Annotated in this window: 18 protein-coding genes; 1 reads left to right on the forward strand and 17 read right to left on the reverse strand. The window is 44.9% G+C overall.

Features of this window, described 5'->3' with window-relative positions; genetic code table 11:
• Positions 1-15: 15 nt before the first annotated feature.
• The 7 genes from P8F77_RS11770 to ilvN all read right to left on the reverse strand — a co-directional run bounded on the left by P8F77_RS11770 (position 16) and on the right by ilvN (position 6,005).
• The gene (locus P8F77_RS11770) at positions 16-1,167 is read right to left on the reverse strand and encodes an acyl-CoA dehydrogenase (RefSeq protein WP_024727117.1); all 1,152 of its coding nucleotides are present in this window, start codon (positions 1,165-1,167) and stop codon (positions 16-18) included.
• Between the two features lie 19 nt (positions 1,168-1,186).
• Positions 1,187-2,026 carry a 3-hydroxybutyryl-CoA dehydrogenase gene (locus P8F77_RS11775; protein ID WP_024727116.1) on the reverse strand — a complete coding sequence of 280 codons (840 nt, stop codon included), beginning with the start codon at positions 2,024-2,026 and terminating at the stop codon, positions 1,187-1,189.
• A 45-nt stretch (positions 2,027-2,071) separates the two neighbouring features.
• Positions 2,072-2,848 carry an enoyl-CoA hydratase-related protein gene (locus P8F77_RS11780; RefSeq protein WP_024727115.1) on the reverse strand — a complete coding sequence of 259 codons (777 nt, stop codon included), beginning with the start codon at positions 2,846-2,848 and terminating at the stop codon, positions 2,072-2,074.
• A gap of 25 nt (positions 2,849-2,873) precedes the next feature.
• A complete protein-coding gene (locus P8F77_RS11785) occupies positions 2,874-4,055 on the reverse strand; it encodes an acetyl-CoA C-acetyltransferase (RefSeq protein WP_287519602.1) in 1,182 nt (393 codons plus the stop codon).
• Positions 4,056-4,419: 364 nt separating this feature from the next.
• Positions 4,420-4,665 carry a DUF2000 family protein gene (locus P8F77_RS11790; protein ID WP_024727113.1) on the reverse strand — a complete coding sequence of 82 codons (246 nt, stop codon included), beginning with the start codon at positions 4,663-4,665 and terminating at the stop codon, positions 4,420-4,422.
• A gap of 85 nt (positions 4,666-4,750) precedes the next feature.
• Positions 4,751-5,197, reverse strand: coding sequence for an Hsp20/alpha crystallin family protein (locus tag P8F77_RS11795; protein ID WP_024727112.1), 447 nt, complete (start codon positions 5,195-5,197; stop codon positions 4,751-4,753).
• Positions 5,198-5,507: 310 nt separating this feature from the next.
• Positions 5,508-6,005 carry an acetolactate synthase small subunit gene (gene ilvN, locus P8F77_RS11800; RefSeq protein WP_006565772.1) on the reverse strand — a complete coding sequence of 166 codons (498 nt, stop codon included), beginning with the start codon at positions 6,003-6,005 and terminating at the stop codon, positions 5,508-5,510.
• A 368-nt stretch (positions 6,006-6,373) separates the two neighbouring features.
• Here ilvN and P8F77_RS11805 point away from each other — a divergent pair, with 368 nt between their 5' ends.
• Positions 6,374-7,600, forward strand: coding sequence for an IS110 family transposase (locus P8F77_RS11805; protein ID WP_347256138.1), 1,227 nt, complete (start codon positions 6,374-6,376; stop codon positions 7,598-7,600).
• A 138-nt stretch (positions 7,601-7,738) separates the two neighbouring features.
• Here P8F77_RS11805 and ilvB read toward each other — a convergent pair whose 3' ends face one another.
• The 10 genes from ilvB to P8F77_RS11855 all read right to left on the reverse strand — a co-directional run bounded on the left by ilvB (position 7,739) and on the right by P8F77_RS11855 (position 17,108).
• Positions 7,739-9,478: a biosynthetic-type acetolactate synthase large subunit gene (ilvB, locus tag P8F77_RS11810; RefSeq protein ID WP_024727111.1), complete on the reverse strand. Its 1,740-nt coding sequence runs from the start codon at positions 9,476-9,478 to the stop codon at positions 7,739-7,741.
• 13 nt (positions 9,479-9,491) lie between these two features.
• Complete coding sequence (scpB, locus tag P8F77_RS11815; protein WP_287520448.1) at positions 9,492-10,067, reverse strand: SMC-Scp complex subunit ScpB; 576 nt, start codon at positions 10,065-10,067, stop codon at positions 9,492-9,494.
• Positions 10,042-10,812 carry a segregation/condensation protein A gene (locus P8F77_RS11820; RefSeq protein WP_270433456.1) on the reverse strand — a complete coding sequence of 257 codons (771 nt, stop codon included), beginning with the start codon at positions 10,810-10,812 and terminating at the stop codon, positions 10,042-10,044. Before P8F77_RS11820 ends, scpB begins: the two co-directional genes overlap by 26 nt.
• A gap of 10 nt (positions 10,813-10,822) precedes the next feature.
• Positions 10,823-11,632, reverse strand: a complete 810-nt coding sequence (locus P8F77_RS11825) for a metallophosphoesterase (RefSeq protein ID WP_347256139.1) — start codon at positions 11,630-11,632, stop codon at positions 10,823-10,825.
• Positions 11,633-11,871: 239 nt separating this feature from the next.
• Positions 11,872-12,225, reverse strand: coding sequence for a PTS glucitol/sorbitol transporter subunit IIA (locus P8F77_RS11830; RefSeq protein ID WP_024727107.1), 354 nt, complete (start codon positions 12,223-12,225; stop codon positions 11,872-11,874).
• 29 nt (positions 12,226-12,254) lie between these two features.
• Positions 12,255-13,268, reverse strand: a complete 1,014-nt coding sequence (locus tag P8F77_RS11835; RefSeq protein ID WP_006565779.1) for a glucitol/sorbitol-specific PTS transporter subunit IIBC — start codon at positions 13,266-13,268, stop codon at positions 12,255-12,257.
• Between the two features lie 22 nt (positions 13,269-13,290).
• On the reverse strand, positions 13,291-13,845 hold the full coding sequence (gene srlA / locus P8F77_RS11840; protein ID WP_009290547.1) for a glucitol/sorbitol-specific PTS transporter subunit IIC: 555 nt from the start codon (positions 13,843-13,845) through the stop codon (positions 13,291-13,293).
• A gap of 15 nt (positions 13,846-13,860) precedes the next feature.
• Complete coding sequence (locus P8F77_RS11845; protein WP_024727106.1) at positions 13,861-14,316, reverse strand: transcriptional regulator GutM; 456 nt, start codon at positions 14,314-14,316, stop codon at positions 13,861-13,863.
• A 17-nt stretch (positions 14,317-14,333) separates the two neighbouring features.
• The gene (locus P8F77_RS11850) at positions 14,334-16,256 is read right to left on the reverse strand and encodes a PRD domain-containing protein (protein WP_024727105.1); all 1,923 of its coding nucleotides are present in this window, start codon (positions 16,254-16,256) and stop codon (positions 14,334-14,336) included.
• Between the two features lie 36 nt (positions 16,257-16,292).
• A complete protein-coding gene (locus P8F77_RS11855; protein WP_024727104.1) occupies positions 16,293-17,108 on the reverse strand; it encodes an SDR family oxidoreductase in 816 nt (271 codons plus the stop codon).
• Between the last annotated feature and the right edge of the window lie 180 nt (positions 17,109-17,288).

A 17,288-nucleotide genomic window follows, 5' to 3' on the forward strand; every position in this document is an offset into this window, starting at 1 on the left:
AGTAAAGTACCTCCCTTATTTTAACAGATTTCCAGAAATGACCATACGCTGAACTTCAGATGTTCCTTCGTAGATCTCTGTGATCTTAGCATCGCGCATCATACGTTCTACATCGTATTCTCTGATATATCCGTAACCACCGTGTAACTGAACAGCCTTTGTTGTCACTTCCATTGCCACTTCTGCTGCATATAACTTCGCCATAGCTGCTTCCACACTATATACTTTCTGTGTAGCTTTTGCCATTGCCGCTTTATAAACTAACAGTTTTGCAGCTTCCACCTTAGTCGCCATATCAGCTAACTGGAACTGTGTGTTCTGGAACTGTCCGATCGTACGTCCGAACTGTTTTCTTTCTTTTACATATTCGATGGTTGCTTCTAATGCACCTTCTGCCAGTCCAAGAGCCTGGGAAGCGATACCGATACGTCCGCCGTCAAGAGTATGCATTGCGATTCCGAATCCTTTGCCCTGTTTTCCTAATAAGTTTTCTTTTGGAATGCGGCAGTCTTCGAAGATCAGTTCATAAGTGGAAGATCCGCGGATACCCATTTTCTTTTCCTTTGTTCCAAAGGAGAATCCTGGAGTTCCCTTATCTACGATGAATGCAGAGATCTCTTTTAATTTTCTTCCGCGTTTTTCAATGATTCCTGTAACAGCGATCACGATGTAAACGTCTGCTTCTTTACCATTTGTGATGAAGCATTTAGAACCGTTTAATACCCACTCGTTACCGTCTAAGACAGCCTTAGTCTGCTGTCCCTGAGCGTCGGTACCAGCTCCCGGTTCAGTCAGGCCGAATGCACCTAATTTCTTACCAGATGCAAGATCAGGAAGGTATTTTTTCTTCTGTTCTTCTGTACCGTAAGTCTGGATTGGATCACAGCACAGAGATGTATGTGCAGATACGATAACGCCTGTGGTACCGCAGACTTTTGATAATTCTTCTACACACATAACGTATGTCAGAGGATCACAGCCCTGTCCGCCGTACTCTTTCGGAATCGGGATACCAAGAAAACCATTCTCAGCCATCTTCTGAACAGTTTCTTTTGGGAACTGTTCTGTTTCATCCACGTCCTGTGCAAGAGGCTTTACTTCATTTTCGGCGAACTCTTTGAACAGAGTTCTTGCCATTTCGTGTTTCTTACTTAATGCGAAATCCATTTCTTATTCCTCCATTTAATTATTTACTATAATCGTAGAATCCTTTGCCGGTCTTCTGGCCTAACATACCGCCGCGTACCATCTTTCTCAGCAATGGATGCGGACGATACTTGGTATCTCCAAACTCATTGTAAAGCACTTCCATGATAGCAAGGCAAACGTCTAATCCGATCAGGTCACCCAATGCTAACGGTCCCATCGGGTGGTTAGCTCCTAATTTCATGGCTGTATCAATACCTTCTACAGATGCTACTCCGTCTGCATAGATTCCGATTGCTTCGTTGATCATAGGGATGAGGATTCTGTTAACAACAAATCCAGCTGCTTCTTCTACCTGAACCGGTGTCTTTCCAATATCTTTAGAGATCTCGATAATTCTGTCAACCGTTTCCTGAGGAGTATTGATTCCTGCGATAACTTCAACAAGCTTCATAACCGGAGCCGGATTGAAGAAATGCATACCGATCATCGGACGGTCAAGTCCTGCTCCGATTTCAGTAATAGAAAGGGAAGATGTATTGGTAGCGAAGATTGCTTCCGGTTTGCAGATATCCTGTAATTCTTTGAAAGTCTGCTTTTTGATCTCCATGTTTTCAATCGCTGCTTCCACAACAAGGTCACAGTCAGTGCAGATGTCTTTCACACCAGTTGTGATTTTAGCTAAAATGGCGTCAGCTTTTTCCTGATCCATCTTACCTTTTGCTACTCTTTTTTCGAATCCTTTTGCGATTCTTGCTTTTCCGTTTGCTGCGAATTCTTCATTGATATCGCAAAGGTAAACTTCATAGCCTTCTGTCTGCGCAAATGCCTGAGCAATTCCGCTGCCCATTGTTCCAGCACCGATAACTCCAACTTTCATTATGATTCCTCCTGTATTTAAACTCTAATTGTTGCCTGACACTGATTATTTATTTTTGAATCCGTCGACTTTCGTCTTGTTTAAGAATGCTTCCATGCCTGCTCTCTGGTCTTCACTCTCGAAGCAGCTTCCGAATGCTTTTTCTTCCACGACAATGGCCTGATCCATGTCCACATCCAGTCCTTCATTGATGGCTTTCTTTGAAGCGCGGACTGCAATAGGAGCATTCTTAGCGATCTTCGCAGCCATCTTCTTTGCTGCATCCAAGAGATCTGCCTGCGGATATACAGCATTTACAAGTCCGATCCTGTATGCCTCATCTGCTTTGATATTGAAAGCAGTATAAATCATTTCTTTTGCTTTTCCAGCGCCTACAAGACGGGCAAGCCTCTGAGTTCCTCCAAATCCAGGAGTAATTCCAAGACCTACTTCCGGCTGGCCGAATACTGCGTTTTCAGCACAAAGGCGGATATCACAGCTCATGGAGATTTCACATCCTCCTCCCAGTGCAAATCCGTTCACTGCGGCGATGGTCGGAATAGGGAATGTCTCTAACTTGCGGAACACGTCATTTCCCTTCTTACCGAAGGCTTCTCCTTCTGCTTTTGTCAATGTACTCATCTCAGCGATGTCAGCTCCGGCCACAAAGGATTTATCTCCTGCTCCGGTAAGGATCAAGGCTCTTGTATTTTCCAGATCAACAGCATCCAGTGCTTCCTCAATCTCGCCGAGCACCTGGCTGTTTAATGCATTTAATGCTTTTGGACGGTTGATGGTGAGGATACCTACAAAACCTTCTGTTTCATATGTGATGAATTCCATGGATTCAATCTCCTTTCAAATTAAATTAGTCCATTTCAACGATGGTAGAGCATCCCATACCGCCGCCGATGCAAAGTGTTGCAAGACCTTTCTTAGCTCCCCTGTCTTTCATTGCATGAAGCAGAGTAACCAAGATACGGCATCCTGAAGCTCCAACCGGATGTCCGATGGCAATCGCTCCGCCGTTTACATTTAATTTGCTTAAGTCGAATCCTAAGTCTTTTCCTACTGCTACAGACTGAGCTGCAAATGCTTCATTTGCTTCGATCAGGTCGAAGTCATCAATGCTCATTCCTGTTCTTTCCATAACTTTTCTTGTAGAAGCAACTGGTCCGATACCCATGATCTTAGGATCTACACCGCCGAGTGCTCCGGCAATCCATGTAGCCATCGGGGTAACGCCTAATTCTTTTGCTTTTTCTTCACTCATAACTACAACTGCTGCTGCACCGTCATTGATTCCTGAAGAGTTAGCAGCTGTCACCATTCCGCCCTGTTTGAACGCTGGTCTTAATCCTGAGATTCCTTCTGCTGTTGTTCCCGGACGAGGACCTTCATCTTTGTTTACGATAATGGTTTCTTTTTTCTTTTTTACTTCTACCGGTACGATCTCTTCGTCGAATTTTCCGGCTTCCTGAGCTGCAACTGCCTTCTGCTGGCTCGCTGCTGCAAACTCATCTAATTCTTCACGGGTAAGTCCCCACTGGTCACAGATGTTCTCTGCTGTCATACCCATGTGGTAGTCATTAAATGCACACCATAATGCATCATTAACCATAGCATCTTTTAATACGCCGTTGTTCATACGGTATCCGAAACGTGCCTGATCTAATACATATGGAGCCATTGACATGTTCTCACATCCGCCTGCTACGACAACGTCAGCGTCACCGCTTCTGATCATGTCTGCAGCCATGTTTACCGCCTTCAGTCCGGAACCGCACACAACGTTGATCGTTGTTGCCGGAACTTCGATCGGAAGACCTGCCTTGATGGATGCCTGACGAGCAACATTCTGTCCTAAACCAGCCTGGATAACACATCCCATGTATACTTCATCTACCTGCTCTGGCTTAACATTCGCTCTGTTCAGCGCTTCTTTGATAACGATTGATCCTAAGTCAGCAGCCGGAGTCGTGCTCAATGCTCCGCCCATCTTACCTACTGCTGTTCGACAAGCACTTGCAATAACTACTTTTCTTGACATATCAATTCCTCCATAATAATTCTGTGTTATATAGTGTTTGGCAGTTTCCCGCCGATATGTTAATAGTATCACAATCACTTTTTCATTTCAATTACTAATTTTTTTCAGGCTTTAATCCAGGCTTCATATCATCTTAAAAACTGCGTATTTAAGCCATTTGTTTTAGTCTTTTGTATACAGTATAGATTGTACTTTTTTAAATACATCCATATGTTCGTTTTTTTATTTAGAAAAATTTCATATATTTTTAGACATTGTATCCCTTAAAATCAACATAAAATCGTCATAAAATTAACAATATACACTGTCTTCATGATGAAGGCTTATCATAAGCATCTGTGCCTGTCTCTTTTTCCTTCATTTTTTATCTTAAAAGAGGCAGGCTACCAGTTAATTTGTTCACCATCTTTTTGGGTCCGCACAGGGCAATCCCGAGATAATCGAGCTGTTCCTCTGCCGTCTGTAACATTTTTTCAATAAACTCACTGTAAATCATACAGCCCTGAGCCAGATCAGAGAAGTCTGCCGCGATAAGTTCTTTAAACTCGGGCAGATTTACTTTATACCTCAATTCTTTTAAAATTTCACGGCTGCCTTTCAGGACAGGCACAGGAAAAGTTATGATTCCCGAATGCCTGAGGAATAAAAGATTTGACCGGGGTACCTTTTAAACACCCCGGTCAAATCTTTTATCGTTATCCCTCTATTGAAATGTATTCCTCTGCCGGAACTTCTTTTCTTTCCTCGGCCTTTGGAAATCTCAGCACCAGTTCGCCGTTGTCAAACTTCGCCTTGATATCCTCCTGTTTCAGTTCTTTTCCGACATAGAAGCTTCTGCTGCACTGTCCGGAGTAACGCTCTTTCCGGATATAGTTGCCCTCTTTGTCTTTCTCATCTTTTGCTTCGTTCTTTGCCGCACTGATGGTCAGATAACCGTCTTTCAGCTGGGCGGAAATATCCTCCTTGCTGAAACCAGGAAGTTCCATACTTAATTCATATCCGTCTTCTGTATCTTTGATATCTGTCTTCATGCCGCGTTCAAAATCTCCAAAGCCAAAACGGTCAGCAGGAAATGCATTTTTAAACGCCCGGTCCATCCATCCGTCAAAAACATTTTCTCCAAAAATACTTGGCATCAACATAAGTCATTCCTCCTATTCTATCTCCTGTACGGGAATACCCGCACTGTTATATGTTGTTTATTTGTTCTATGTGTAATATAACAATTATCTTTCAATATGTCAACTCCTCCAATAAAAGTTCACAGTTTTTTCACAAAACAATCATTCAGAAAAAGGCTCGGGAGCCTGTTTGCTCCTGAGCCTTTAAATCACATATAGTATTTGTCGAAGAAGTTTCCCACCAACGGAAGGAAACATCCAGAGGCAGTTTTTTATCACTATTGTAGGAATACATTTCAAAGCGTGACAGAAATAGTAATAAAAAACTCAATTATCTGTCCTGCATACTGATGGAGTCGATCGCGACACTTCCGCCCCGCACCACCTCAATACTGGAAAACCTTTTCTTAAAAACTTTTAATATAGAGTTGTTCTTCGCTTCTGTCCGTACAGATTCGATCAAAATACTGTCTTTCCCCATATCCTTCACACGAAATTTGAATACCTGCGCCATCTGAAACACTTCATTTCTGTCCTTCTGGGTACAGCCTTTCACCTTGATAAACATGATCTCTTTCATGCGGATAGACATGTTTGTGTAATCCATGACTTTGATAACTTCCACGCTGCGGTTCAGCTGTTTTTTAATCTGCTCAAAGGTGGCGTCATCGCTTTCTACGCTTATCGTCATTCTGGACACCGTCTCATCTTCTGTCGTTCCCACCGTGAGGCTCTGCAGATTGTAGGATTTTCCTGAGAACAGACCCGCAATCCTCGCCAGCACTCCCACACGGTTTTCAACATATAAGGATAACCATCTTTTTTCCATAGAAAAACCTCCTCGTATAATATCTTTTAGATACATTAAATGTACCTTGATAACTGAATAAAAATTGTTCAATAGGCTTAGTAAAGCCCATGGTATAATTGTTCCCTAGTGTCAATCAGGTAATAGTTCTGTTACCTCCTGTTGAACCAAAAATGGTTGCTTCAAAGATAGTCTGTTCCCCTGACATGGAAGTTAGCTTCAAACCAGCTGGCTGTTTGTCTGAGTACATGGACTGCCATTTAGCAGTGTGGTTCGCATCAGCCCATCTCAGACCGGATTCTTATATGCGAGGGTGTTGATGCTCCGTGATCATGGGTTTTACCAAGCCGATTGAACACTCAAATACAACATAGAAAGAAGGTGATATCATGAACCCACTTTACGTCGGTATTGATGTCAGCAGCAAATCCAATGTCATTTATCTAATGCTCCCTGATGGTGCGAAACATAGCTGTTTCTCTGTTGCAAACTCTCAGGATGGCTCATCCCAGATGGTAAAACGGATTCTTTCCGCAGTCACTTCCCGTTCCCTCGATACAGTCGTCATAGGTCTTGAAGCTACATCTGTCTATGGAGACAATCTCGTATATTTCCTGAGGGAAGATGCCTCTCTGGCTCCGTTTAACAGGAAGATCCATGTCCTCAATCCCAAGCAGGTAAAGAACTTCAAGGAAGCCTATAACGACCTGCCAAAGAATGATTATATGGACTCCTTTGTCATTGCTGACTGCCTGCGCTTTGGTAGAATCAACAAAGAGGTCTATCTGGGAGATTACCGCTATAAAGCCCTTCAGAACCTTACAAGGGCTCGTTTCTTCGCCGTACAGAACCTCGTAAAAGAAAAACAGCGATTCATCAATGTCCTGTTCAAGAAGTATTCTACTATGACGCAGGAGAAGGTATTTTCCGATACCTTCAGCACTACTGCCTTAGCTGTCTACGAAGAGTTTGAATCCGCAGAAGCATTGGCGGCGATGGACTTACAAGAACTTACGGACTTCATTATGGAAAAAGGAAAGAACCGCTTTCCCAATCCCGATGCCGTAGCCAAAGCCATCCAGAAAGCTGCCAGGAGTTCCTACCGTTTACCCAAGACGGTGAATGACTCCATAAATCAGGTGCTTTCTATATCCATAACCTCGATAAAGGCGCTGGATGCTCAGATCAAAGAGTTCAATAAAGCTATCGAAGCACAAATGGAACTCCTGCCAAATGTATTGATATCCATCCCCGGCATTGGGCCGGTCATCTCAGCCGGCATCATGGCTGAAATCGGAGATATCAACCGTTTCCCAGGTCAAGCGCAGCTTGGCAAATATGCAGGACTTGCCTGGACTCAGAATCAATCCGGTGACTTCGAGGCGGAGAATACAAAACTCATCCGCTCCGGCAACCGCTTTTTAAAGTATTACCTGTGTGAAGGTGCTTTGTCTCTCGTGAGATGCGACACGGAGTACAGCAGCTTCTATCACTCCAAGTACAAGGAAGTGAACAGGCATCAACACAAACGTGCACTCGCATTAACTGCCCGTAAATTTGTGCGGTTGGTCTTTCGACTGCTGAAAGACAATCGTCTATATCGAGCAGCGGAATAGAATTCTATTCCTGCTGATGAATGCCCTGCTTCCAAAAGCAGATATCGCAGGGCTTGTTAAAGTTACCCTTTTTTCAGCATATGATATGAAAAAGTCTGCAAAAAAGTTTCAATTTATACTTGACATATCACCGCTGGACTATCGATCCATAATCATTTCGTTGATGGAACCGCCTGTCTTCATCATCGGGAATACCAGCTGCTCACTGTCAATAATGAATTCTATCAATGTCGGTCCGTCGGTCTTTTCTTTTGCCTTCTCAAATGCTGCATCAATCTCTTCCGGCTTGGTCACACGGATCCCCTGAGCTCCGTAGCTTTCCGCAAGTTTCACAAAATCCGGTGTATACGGAGGGCACGGATGGTTCTCCGGCGTACAGTTACCTTTGCAGCTCTTTCTATATTTCAGACATGTACTTGCGAACCTTCTATTATAGAAGAGATCCTGCCATTGTCTCACCATGCCCAGATATCCGTTGTTAAAAATACAGAATACCACAGGAAGCTCCTGCACTACTGCCGTCGCCATCTCCTGGATGTTCATCTGGGCTCCGCCGTCTCCGCTGATGCATACCACTTCCCTTCCGGGATTTCCGATACATGCACCCAAGGCCGCCGGGAATCCGTAGCCCATAGTGCCCAGACCTCCCGAGGTGAGCAGCTGGCGGTTTCCGTGGAGCTCCACATACTGTGTCGCCCACATCTGATTCTGCCCTACATCTGTGACAACGATCGGTTCTTTGAAATCTTTATTGATGGCCTCTATGATCATCTGAGGAGTCAGATTTCCTTTGGCACCCTCCATCTTGATCGGATGGGATTTCTGCCAGCTCTCCATCATAGAGATCCAGCGCTCCACATTAAGAGCCGGTTCTTTCTGTGCCAGTTCCAGAATATCTAAAATGGCTTCCTTTGCATCTGCAACGATTGGGATATCCACGGTTACATTTTTAGAAATGGCCGCCGTGTCGATATCAATATGTATGATCTTTGCCTTGGACGCAAACGTACCAAGTTTTCCTGTGATCCGGTCATTGAATCTCGTTCCGATGGAAAACAGGACATCACAGTTGGCAATGGCTTCATTTGCAGCAAAATTTCCGTGCATGCCGATGTTGCCAAAATAGAGCGGATGGTCTGTAGGCAGTACTCCGCGACCCATAATCGTGGACACCACAGGTACCTTCAGTATTTCCGCAAGCCTTGTCATCTCTTTGTGGGCTCCGGCAATCTTTGTTCCTCCACCGATAAGAAACAGCGGCTTCTTGGACTTATGAAGAGCTTTCATGGCTCTCATCACCTGTCCGTGGTGTACTTTCGTATTTGGTTTATATCCTCTGATATTGACGCTGTCCGGATACTCCTCGCTGCCGAAGGTGCCCATCACATCCTTTGGAAGATCGATCAGCACCGGCCCCGGTTTTCCGGTCCTTGCGATATAAAAAGCTTCTTTGATGATACGGCCCAGATCTGCCCTGTTCCTGACAACGATCACAAATTTGGCGACATTCCTTGTCACTCCCACGATATCTACTTCCTGGAACGTGTCATTTCCGATCAGCGGAAGCGCCACCTGTCCGGTGAAGCACACAAGCGGTACACTGTCATAATTCGCCGTGGCGATTCCCGTCACCAGATTAGTCGCACCGGGGCCGCTGGTAGCAAGACAGACGCCCACTTTTCCGGTAGCCCTGGCATACCCGTCTGCCGCATGGATCAGTCCCTGTTCATGTCTCGGAAGGATCACGTCGATCGTGTCATCTTTGTATAACTCGTCAAAAATATCAATGACGCAGGCCCCCGGATACCCAAAGACGGTATCTACGCCTTCTTCTTTTAATGCCTTTACCAAAAGCTGGTTTCCTGTAATTTTTCCCATATGCTGTCCTCCCTTAATTTTGTTCCAGTTCCTCTAATGCATATTTTACTTCCTCCTGAGCTTCTTGTTTAAAGTCCTCTACCTTATCCTGATCGATTTCAGGAAGCTCTTTTATGGATTCCACTCCAAAACAGCGCAAGAATTCTTCCGTCGTTCTGAATAATATCGGTCGTCCGACAGCGTCTAAACGCCCGGCCTCCTGGATTAAGTTATACTCTAATAACTTATTTACCGGATGGTCGCATTTGACCCCTCGGATGGCTTCTATCTCTTGTTTTGTCACCGGCTGCTTATATGCGATGATAGATAATGTTTCCATCATGACATCGGTAAGCTTCGGTTTTTTCGGCTGGTTTACAATTTTAATTAATTGATCATAGTATTCCGGCCTGGTACACAGCTGGTAAGAACCGTCCAGCTCAAGGAGCCTGATCCCGCTGTCTTTTCTGTTGTATTTTCTTTTTAACTGATCAATTAAGTAAAAAAATAAATCCTCCGGGATATCCAGAGCCGTCATCAGCTGTTTCTTCGAGACGCTCTCTCCCATGGAGAATAAAATTGCCTCAATCATTGCCTGCTTCTGTCTCATGCCTCTCTAACACCTCAATCATAATTTCCTGTCCGATCTTTTCCTGGACAGCCCGTATCTTTCCAACCTTCATCAGTTCCAGAATTGAAAGAAACGTGACCACAACCTGTTCTTTGGTCATCTGTCCTTCCAGCAGCTGTCTGAACGACAAGCGTCTCCTGGAAGATATCAGATATTCCACTTCTTCCATCTTATCTTCCAGCCGGACTTCCTCCTGTTTGATCTCTCCAAACTTACTCCTGATGGGATCGATCTTATCTTCCCTCTTGCGCATGACAAATTCAAAAATCCTGTTCAGGTCTTCCATAGTGACATCCCTGCTGATCTCCCGGACGTCAACCGGACGGCGGTATCTGAGCACCTCTTCCGGAACGGCCCGTTCTTTAAAGAATGTCTTCTCCGCCTCGTACTCCCTCGCTTTCAGTTCTCTGGACGCGTACTTATATATTTTGTACTCCAGAAGTCTTAAAACCAATTCCTCCCTTGGATCTCCTTCCTCCTCATCATCTTCTTTGGCCGGAAGAAGCATTTTGGCTTTGATCCTGAGCAGTGTCGCCGCCATCACAAGAAAATCACTCATCACATCCAGGTCTTCCTCCTCCATCTCACGGATATAGGCGAGGTATTGCTCTGTGATCTCAGAAATGGGGATATCATAGATATCCACTTTGTTTTTCTCAATCAAATGGAGCAAAAGATCCAAAGGCCCCTCATAAACATTTAATTTTATATCAATCGCTGCCATACTCAATGTCCTACTTTTTCTTTAATGTAATACACGATACCTCAGGCTTGTTAAACAGCCTGATCTTAATAGAATGGTTGCCCAGTCCGCGGCTTAATATCATGATCGATGTGCCGATCTGGTATTCTCCCGCATCATACTTTGGAAACAGCTGAAACTGAGGAGATATCACGCCTCCTACCTTCGGAAGCCTGACCATGCCTCCGTGAAAATGTCCTGACAAGACCAGATCACACCCCCACTTGGAATACTGTCTGAAGTAGTTTGGATTGTGGGCCAGGAGCACCTGAAAAAATTCCGGATCTGCATCTCCGAGCGTATCGGTCATTTCCTCCGACGAAGGCGGTGCAGGATGGAACTTGCGGTACTGTTTTTCTTCCATATCAAAAGCTGTCAGGCAGATGGCAGAAATTCCGCTGTCTACCATGATACTTTCATTGGACAGATGAACGACTCCGCATTCTTTGAGCTGGTGGACATATTCTTTATAGGCCACTCCGTAAACTTCTTCATTTCTTTTGAGCCTCAGTTCATGGTTCCCGTCAGCATAATAGATACGGTATCTCCGGGAGAGTTCTCTCATCAGATCCAGCGCGACTTCATAAGACGAGTCCACCCTGCTCACGAGCATATCCCCGCCCACAAAAACGGCATCCGGGCTGCATCCGTCAATCATGTCAATCAATGCCTTATTCTGGTAGTCAAATTCGTTGCAGTGCAGATCCGTCAAGAACACGATTTTATAGCCGTCAAATTCCTCCGGCAGTTTTGCAGAAACAACCGTATATTCTTCCAACGACAGGTTTTGATTTTCATTCATACTCGCAAAACATACAGCCGTCCCCAATATTACGGCCGCAGTTAAAATTATAAACAACATACTCTCTCACTTTCCCGTTATTTGGAAGTCCCATATCTATAAAGGCCATTCCCGTACCTTTCTTGACAGTCCGGGTATACCTTTCCCTATTTTACTAAATAATTTGAAAAAAAACAAGAGGGACGGATGCCTCACCCGGGCTTCCGTCCCCCATTGTCCATTGTTATGAAAAATAATATTTATTCTGTAATAGAAATTGTGCTTCCAACTTTTAATGTCGGCACATCTGTTTTCTCTACACAGATGCTTCCCGGAAGGCATTCTCCGCTTCCGTTGAATGAGTATGTCACGTGTCCCAAGTTGTTCAGGTTTTCTCTGGCAACATCTCCAACCATGGTAATCTTGTATTCCTGTCCGTCGATCACGAGCTTATTGCCCGGTTTGATCTCTCCCTGAACCGGAGTCACCTCTACGGAATAGCAGAAATCTTTTAAAGTATCCGGAGCGTTGTCCCCAAATGTTACGAAGATTCCCTCTCCAACAAATGCTTCTACCTGATCTCCCATTCCTTTGATCGTTGTCTGATAAATCATGTTCTTCTTCCTTTCCTGCTAAAGCTGAATTATTTGTATAATCCAATACTTGCTACGAATGCTACGAGCACACGCGGCACACCTATTATGAACCTTGAGTATAGCACAGAAGGCACACCGACTTCAACTGTTTCCGGATCTGCTTCCGCAAGTCCCAGGCCTACCGGGATGAAGTCACAGGCACACTGTGTGTTGATGGCAAACAGTGCCGGCAGTGCAAGTCCAGGTGCAATGTTTCCTTTTCCGATTTCCACACCGATCAGAGTACCGATGATCTGAGCAATAACGGCTCCAGGTCCTAACAGACAGGACAGGAACGGGATAGAACAGATCAGTCCAAGGATCACAAGTCCCACGATATTTCCGCAAAGTGGCTTTAACATCTGTGCAAACCAGTTACCGAAACCGGAGCCCTGGATAATACCGATCAGCAGTGACACGAACCCCATGAACGGGAGAATCGTATGTAATACGGTGTTTACGGATTCTTTCGCAGCCGCGTTGAATGTCGCTACGACTTTACCTGCACCCATACCGATCTTCTGGATGAAGCTGGATTTCTTTCCGCCGTTTCCGCCCATCTGCTCTGAAACTTTCTTGTCTGCACTGTATTTGAATTCTCTCTCTTCTGTCTTAGGCGCCTCTGATCTGATCGGAGCCGCAGACCCGTCTGCTGCGCTGATCTGGTTCATGCCGACACCGGATACATAGATGTCTTCTGTGATGTACTTCGCCATCGGTCCGGATTTTCCAACCGGGTTTACATTGATGGTAGGAATTCTTTTCTGAGGGTAAATACCGCAGCGAAGAGTTCCTCCGCAGTCGATGATTACAAGGAAAATTTCCTTTTCCGGCACGGTTGTCTTAAATCCGTTTACTGCACGGCATCCGGTAAGGTCTACGATCTTCTGAACGATATCAGGTTCTGCTCCTCCTCCGGTGATGAATAATAAAACGTCTTTTCCTTCTTCTGGTTTTACGGTTAAAGGTCCGCCGAATCCGCCGCTTCCTTTTTCAATTTTAATTGCTCTGTATTCTGCCATGATGAATCCTCCTTTTCTCTCTTTATTGATCCTCTAACTTAATCTCGTTGCTCAGTTCGATTCCCTGCTGTTTCATAACGATCTTTGTCGTAAAGTCTGTCACCCATCCGGCAAAGAAGTTCATGACAAGACCGACTAACAGGTACCTCAGTGCAAGGTCTGTTTCGTTTAAACCGAGTTTCTGGATTCCAGCCGCAATTCCCATGTAGATGAAGATTTCACCCGGATTGATATGAGGGAAAATACCGCTGTTTGTATGGCAGTGATAAGCTGCTGAAGCATAGTAGCTTGGTTTCTGGCGTTCCGGCAGGAATTTACCCATGGAAAGCGCCATAGGGTTACCTAACATGAAGGCTGCGATAAATGGCAGCACCCCGTAAGCCAAAATAACATTTTTAGAGCACACTTTCGCAAATTTGTTGATCCTGTCCTGTCCGACCAGTGCGATGATGGTATTCATTAAAATAAGTAACAGTAATACCTTCGGTACAATTCCTGATACCCAGCCGATAAAAGTCTGGGCCCCAGTGTCAAATAATCCCATAAATCCTGACGCAAATTTTACAATAACGTTCATATATATTTCTCCTTCCTATTTACAGGCTTTTCTGGATTTGCCGAGAAGCATGTCCGCAATTCTCGTCAAGAGTCCCGGCGTCTCCACTACTTCGCCTCCGTCCATGATCGTGTTGTAGTTGGAGGCTGCATTCAAAACGGATCTTCTCAAAGAATATTCCATGCCTTTGCAGTCTTCTTTCGTAATCAGTCCCACATTCTTTCCGTTGAAATCATCAAACTTTTTAAATCGTGCAAAGATTGTAAATCCCCGCATAAAACATCCTTCTTTGATCATGCCACGCTTATCAATTGCAAACATCACCATAGCTCCGGCATGAAAACCGCCTTTGCTTTTTCCAATCGCCACTCTTCCGATCTTTCTCAATCTTCCGTAGTGGACGTTAAAGCCCTTCATCTGAACCATTGAAAACAGAAACTGCAGTATAAATGCCGTCAGCAGCGCACCTGCAATCAATAAATAGTATGACATACGCATCCTCCTTAACTTTATTTAAAAATATTGTTCTCTTCCACAAAATATAGAAGTAATTCCCTGTAAGTCTTCATCTGCCGAAGCTTCTTCACCACGTCCGGATCATGGGCGATCGCCAGCATATTGTCATAGAGCTGGATCAGCACGGAATCATTTTTCATTTCTTCCGGGATGGCCAGCAAAAACACCAGCTGAACCTCGTCCTCCCCTTTCGCCTTCTCTTTTTCCGGAAATACACCGAAGGCAAGGGTCAGCTTTTGCAGTTTATTCGTCGTATGAGGAAAAGCAATATTTTTTTCAAATATCATTGTCGATTCCTGTTCCCGAATGCGGAGTCTCTCCTCAAAGCCGTCGTCCACAAGTCCCTGTTTAAACAGCTCTTCGGTCATCATGTCCACATTCTCTTCGTAGCCAAGATCCGGCCTAAGCACAAAGAACCGTTCCTCGTCCAGCATGTTTAGAAACACTGAATCAATTCCCCGGCGGATCGGTATTCCCATCTCCGCCATGTTTTTTACACTTTCCACTTTGCTTTTCAGCAGATTCTTGTCGAACACCTCATCGATGTCGATGATCGGTGTCGGCCCTTTTGTCTTTAAATTTGTTGTCGTAATAATCAAGTCGTAGGAATCTTCTTTTTCCGCTTCAAAATCTCCATTGAAATAGTAATCGATGACCGGTTCCACCTCAAAAATATTTTTCAGCTGGCTGGCGATCAGTCTTCCGATAATCTTTCCTGACCCGCATACAATAGCAATTCTGTACTGCTTCTGTTCCGGCGCCTGTTCTAAAAGAAACACGCCGAAATACATCGCCAGAAATCCCAGCTCGTCCTTCGTCACCTCGACTCCGGTCCTCGTCTCGATGACATCTTTGGCAATGCCGGCCATCGTGTAGGCAACGGAGTATTCATCTTTTACTTCTTCCACCAGGGCATTCCGGATATGAAATCCATATTTCAGCCGGTTGATCATGAAAAATACATGATAGACAAAATCGTCAAACAGTTCATTTACGATCACTGTGACACCGATTTCATCCTGGATACGGTCTAAAATCTCGATGATCAGATCCGCCGCCTCCTCTGAAATCTGGATATAATTTTCTATCCCCTCGGTGTTTACCGGAGTCCTCATCCCTGCGATCGGCAGGCAGAGGAAAATCCTTTCCGGCTTCGGTATTTTGAATGGAACAGCCTCTTCCACTTTGTCCGCAAATTCGTCCGCAATCTCGTATACTTTGCTGTCATAAAGCTCCAGATACCTGTGGTCCAGAGACTCAATCGTATGTCCGTTCCCAAGGCGGTCGACCATGACTACAAAAGCCCTGAAAAATTGTCCGAATCCCAAAGCATCCAGAGAATATTCTGTCTGCATATCGTACAAAAGCTGCCTTAACTGGCTGCCCAGCGGATAGTTCAGATAAATCTGCTCATAGACATTTTCCAGGAGAAACAGGCGAATCTTAATCTCTTCCCCGCAAAGGGAGAGCCCTGTGTTTGCCTTTCCTTCCACTGTCAGATCATACTTTTTTATCTGTTCCCGGATACGGTTTAAATCTCCGACGGTAGTCGTTCTCCCTACCTTCATCTCCTCCGACAGGTCATCGATCAGATATGGCTTTTTGGCATCCATCAGCTGCCAGAAAATATACGCCATCCTTGTCTGAGGGGAATTAAAATATTCTTCCTGTTCGTATATCTTGTCTCGGATCTCCTCATAACCCTTCTGATCGAATACAATAAGCTTATACTGTCCTTTTTTATTGCTGATGACTGCATATCCGCCCATCAGGCAGTTCAGCTCTTTTACATCGTTCCGCACAGTCTTTGTGGAAACGCTGAGCTTTGCCGCAATGCGGTCTACGTCGGAGGAATCCTGTACCTCCACGTTCCTTAACAGAGCAGCCATTCTGTTTTCATCATTAAAAAGTTTCATAAGCTTACCTAATACCACCTTTTCTCCGTATGCAGATTAACCTCTTGTCTTTCCGCCGGCTACATTGATGGTCACACCGTGTACATAAGAAGATCTTTTGCTTGCCAGATATACACACATGTCTGCCACTTCGGAAAGCTTTCCGGATCTTCCGAGCGGTGTTGTTGACGTCTTGCTGTAGCCCGCTCTTAAGTCATCCACTGTGATCCCTCTTGTGTACGCCAGCGCTGATTCATACGCCAGTGTCCTTAATCCCGTCGCTTCCATGATGCCCGGTGCCACGCCTACTACGCGCACTCCCTGTTTCCCTAATTCTTTTGCCCAGCTCCTCGTCAGGGAATTCACTGCGTTCTTTGTCGCCGCGTACACGCTCTGTCCCTCGGACCCTTCCAGTCCGCTCTCTGAAGACATGTTGATGATAACTCCCTCTCCCTTTTCCACAAGAAGTCTTCCGACCGCCTGTGCACAGAAGAACACTCCCTTTAAATTGACGCTGCATACTTTATCCCATACTGCTTCGTCCAGTTCATACTGTCCTTTCGGCTCTTTCGGGTCTACCAGGAGTCTCGGGATATTGATCCCCGCGTTGTTTACCAGTACATCCACGGTTCCGAATGTATCCACCACTTCTTTTACCATGGCATCCACATCTTTTGCACTGGTCACGTCTGTCTTCACGTAATGGAACCTGCCGGCTGCAGTGTCAAACTCCGGCGCTTCCGGCGCCATGTCAGAAACAACCACATTGCATCCCACGTTTAAAAATTCCTGGGCAACTGCTTTCCCGATTCCGGATGCTCCGCCGGTCACGATGACTGTTTTGCCTTCAAGGCCCAACCATGATTCGCTCATAAATAATCCTCCTAACATGTGACTTGTTTACTTGATGGTCTCATTATAAAGTCAAAGAGGAAGAAATTTAATTCTGTCTTTTTCCATGCCGATGAAAAGAAGTGTCTTATTTATAAAATAAGCGAAAATTATACTTTATATATTATTCAGATTTGTTTATAAAATATTTATACCCAAGGT

Source organism: Anaerostipes sp. PC18 (assembly GCF_039789045.1).
Taxonomy (GTDB): Bacteria; Bacillota; Clostridia; order Lachnospirales; family Lachnospiraceae; genus Anaerostipes; species Anaerostipes hominis.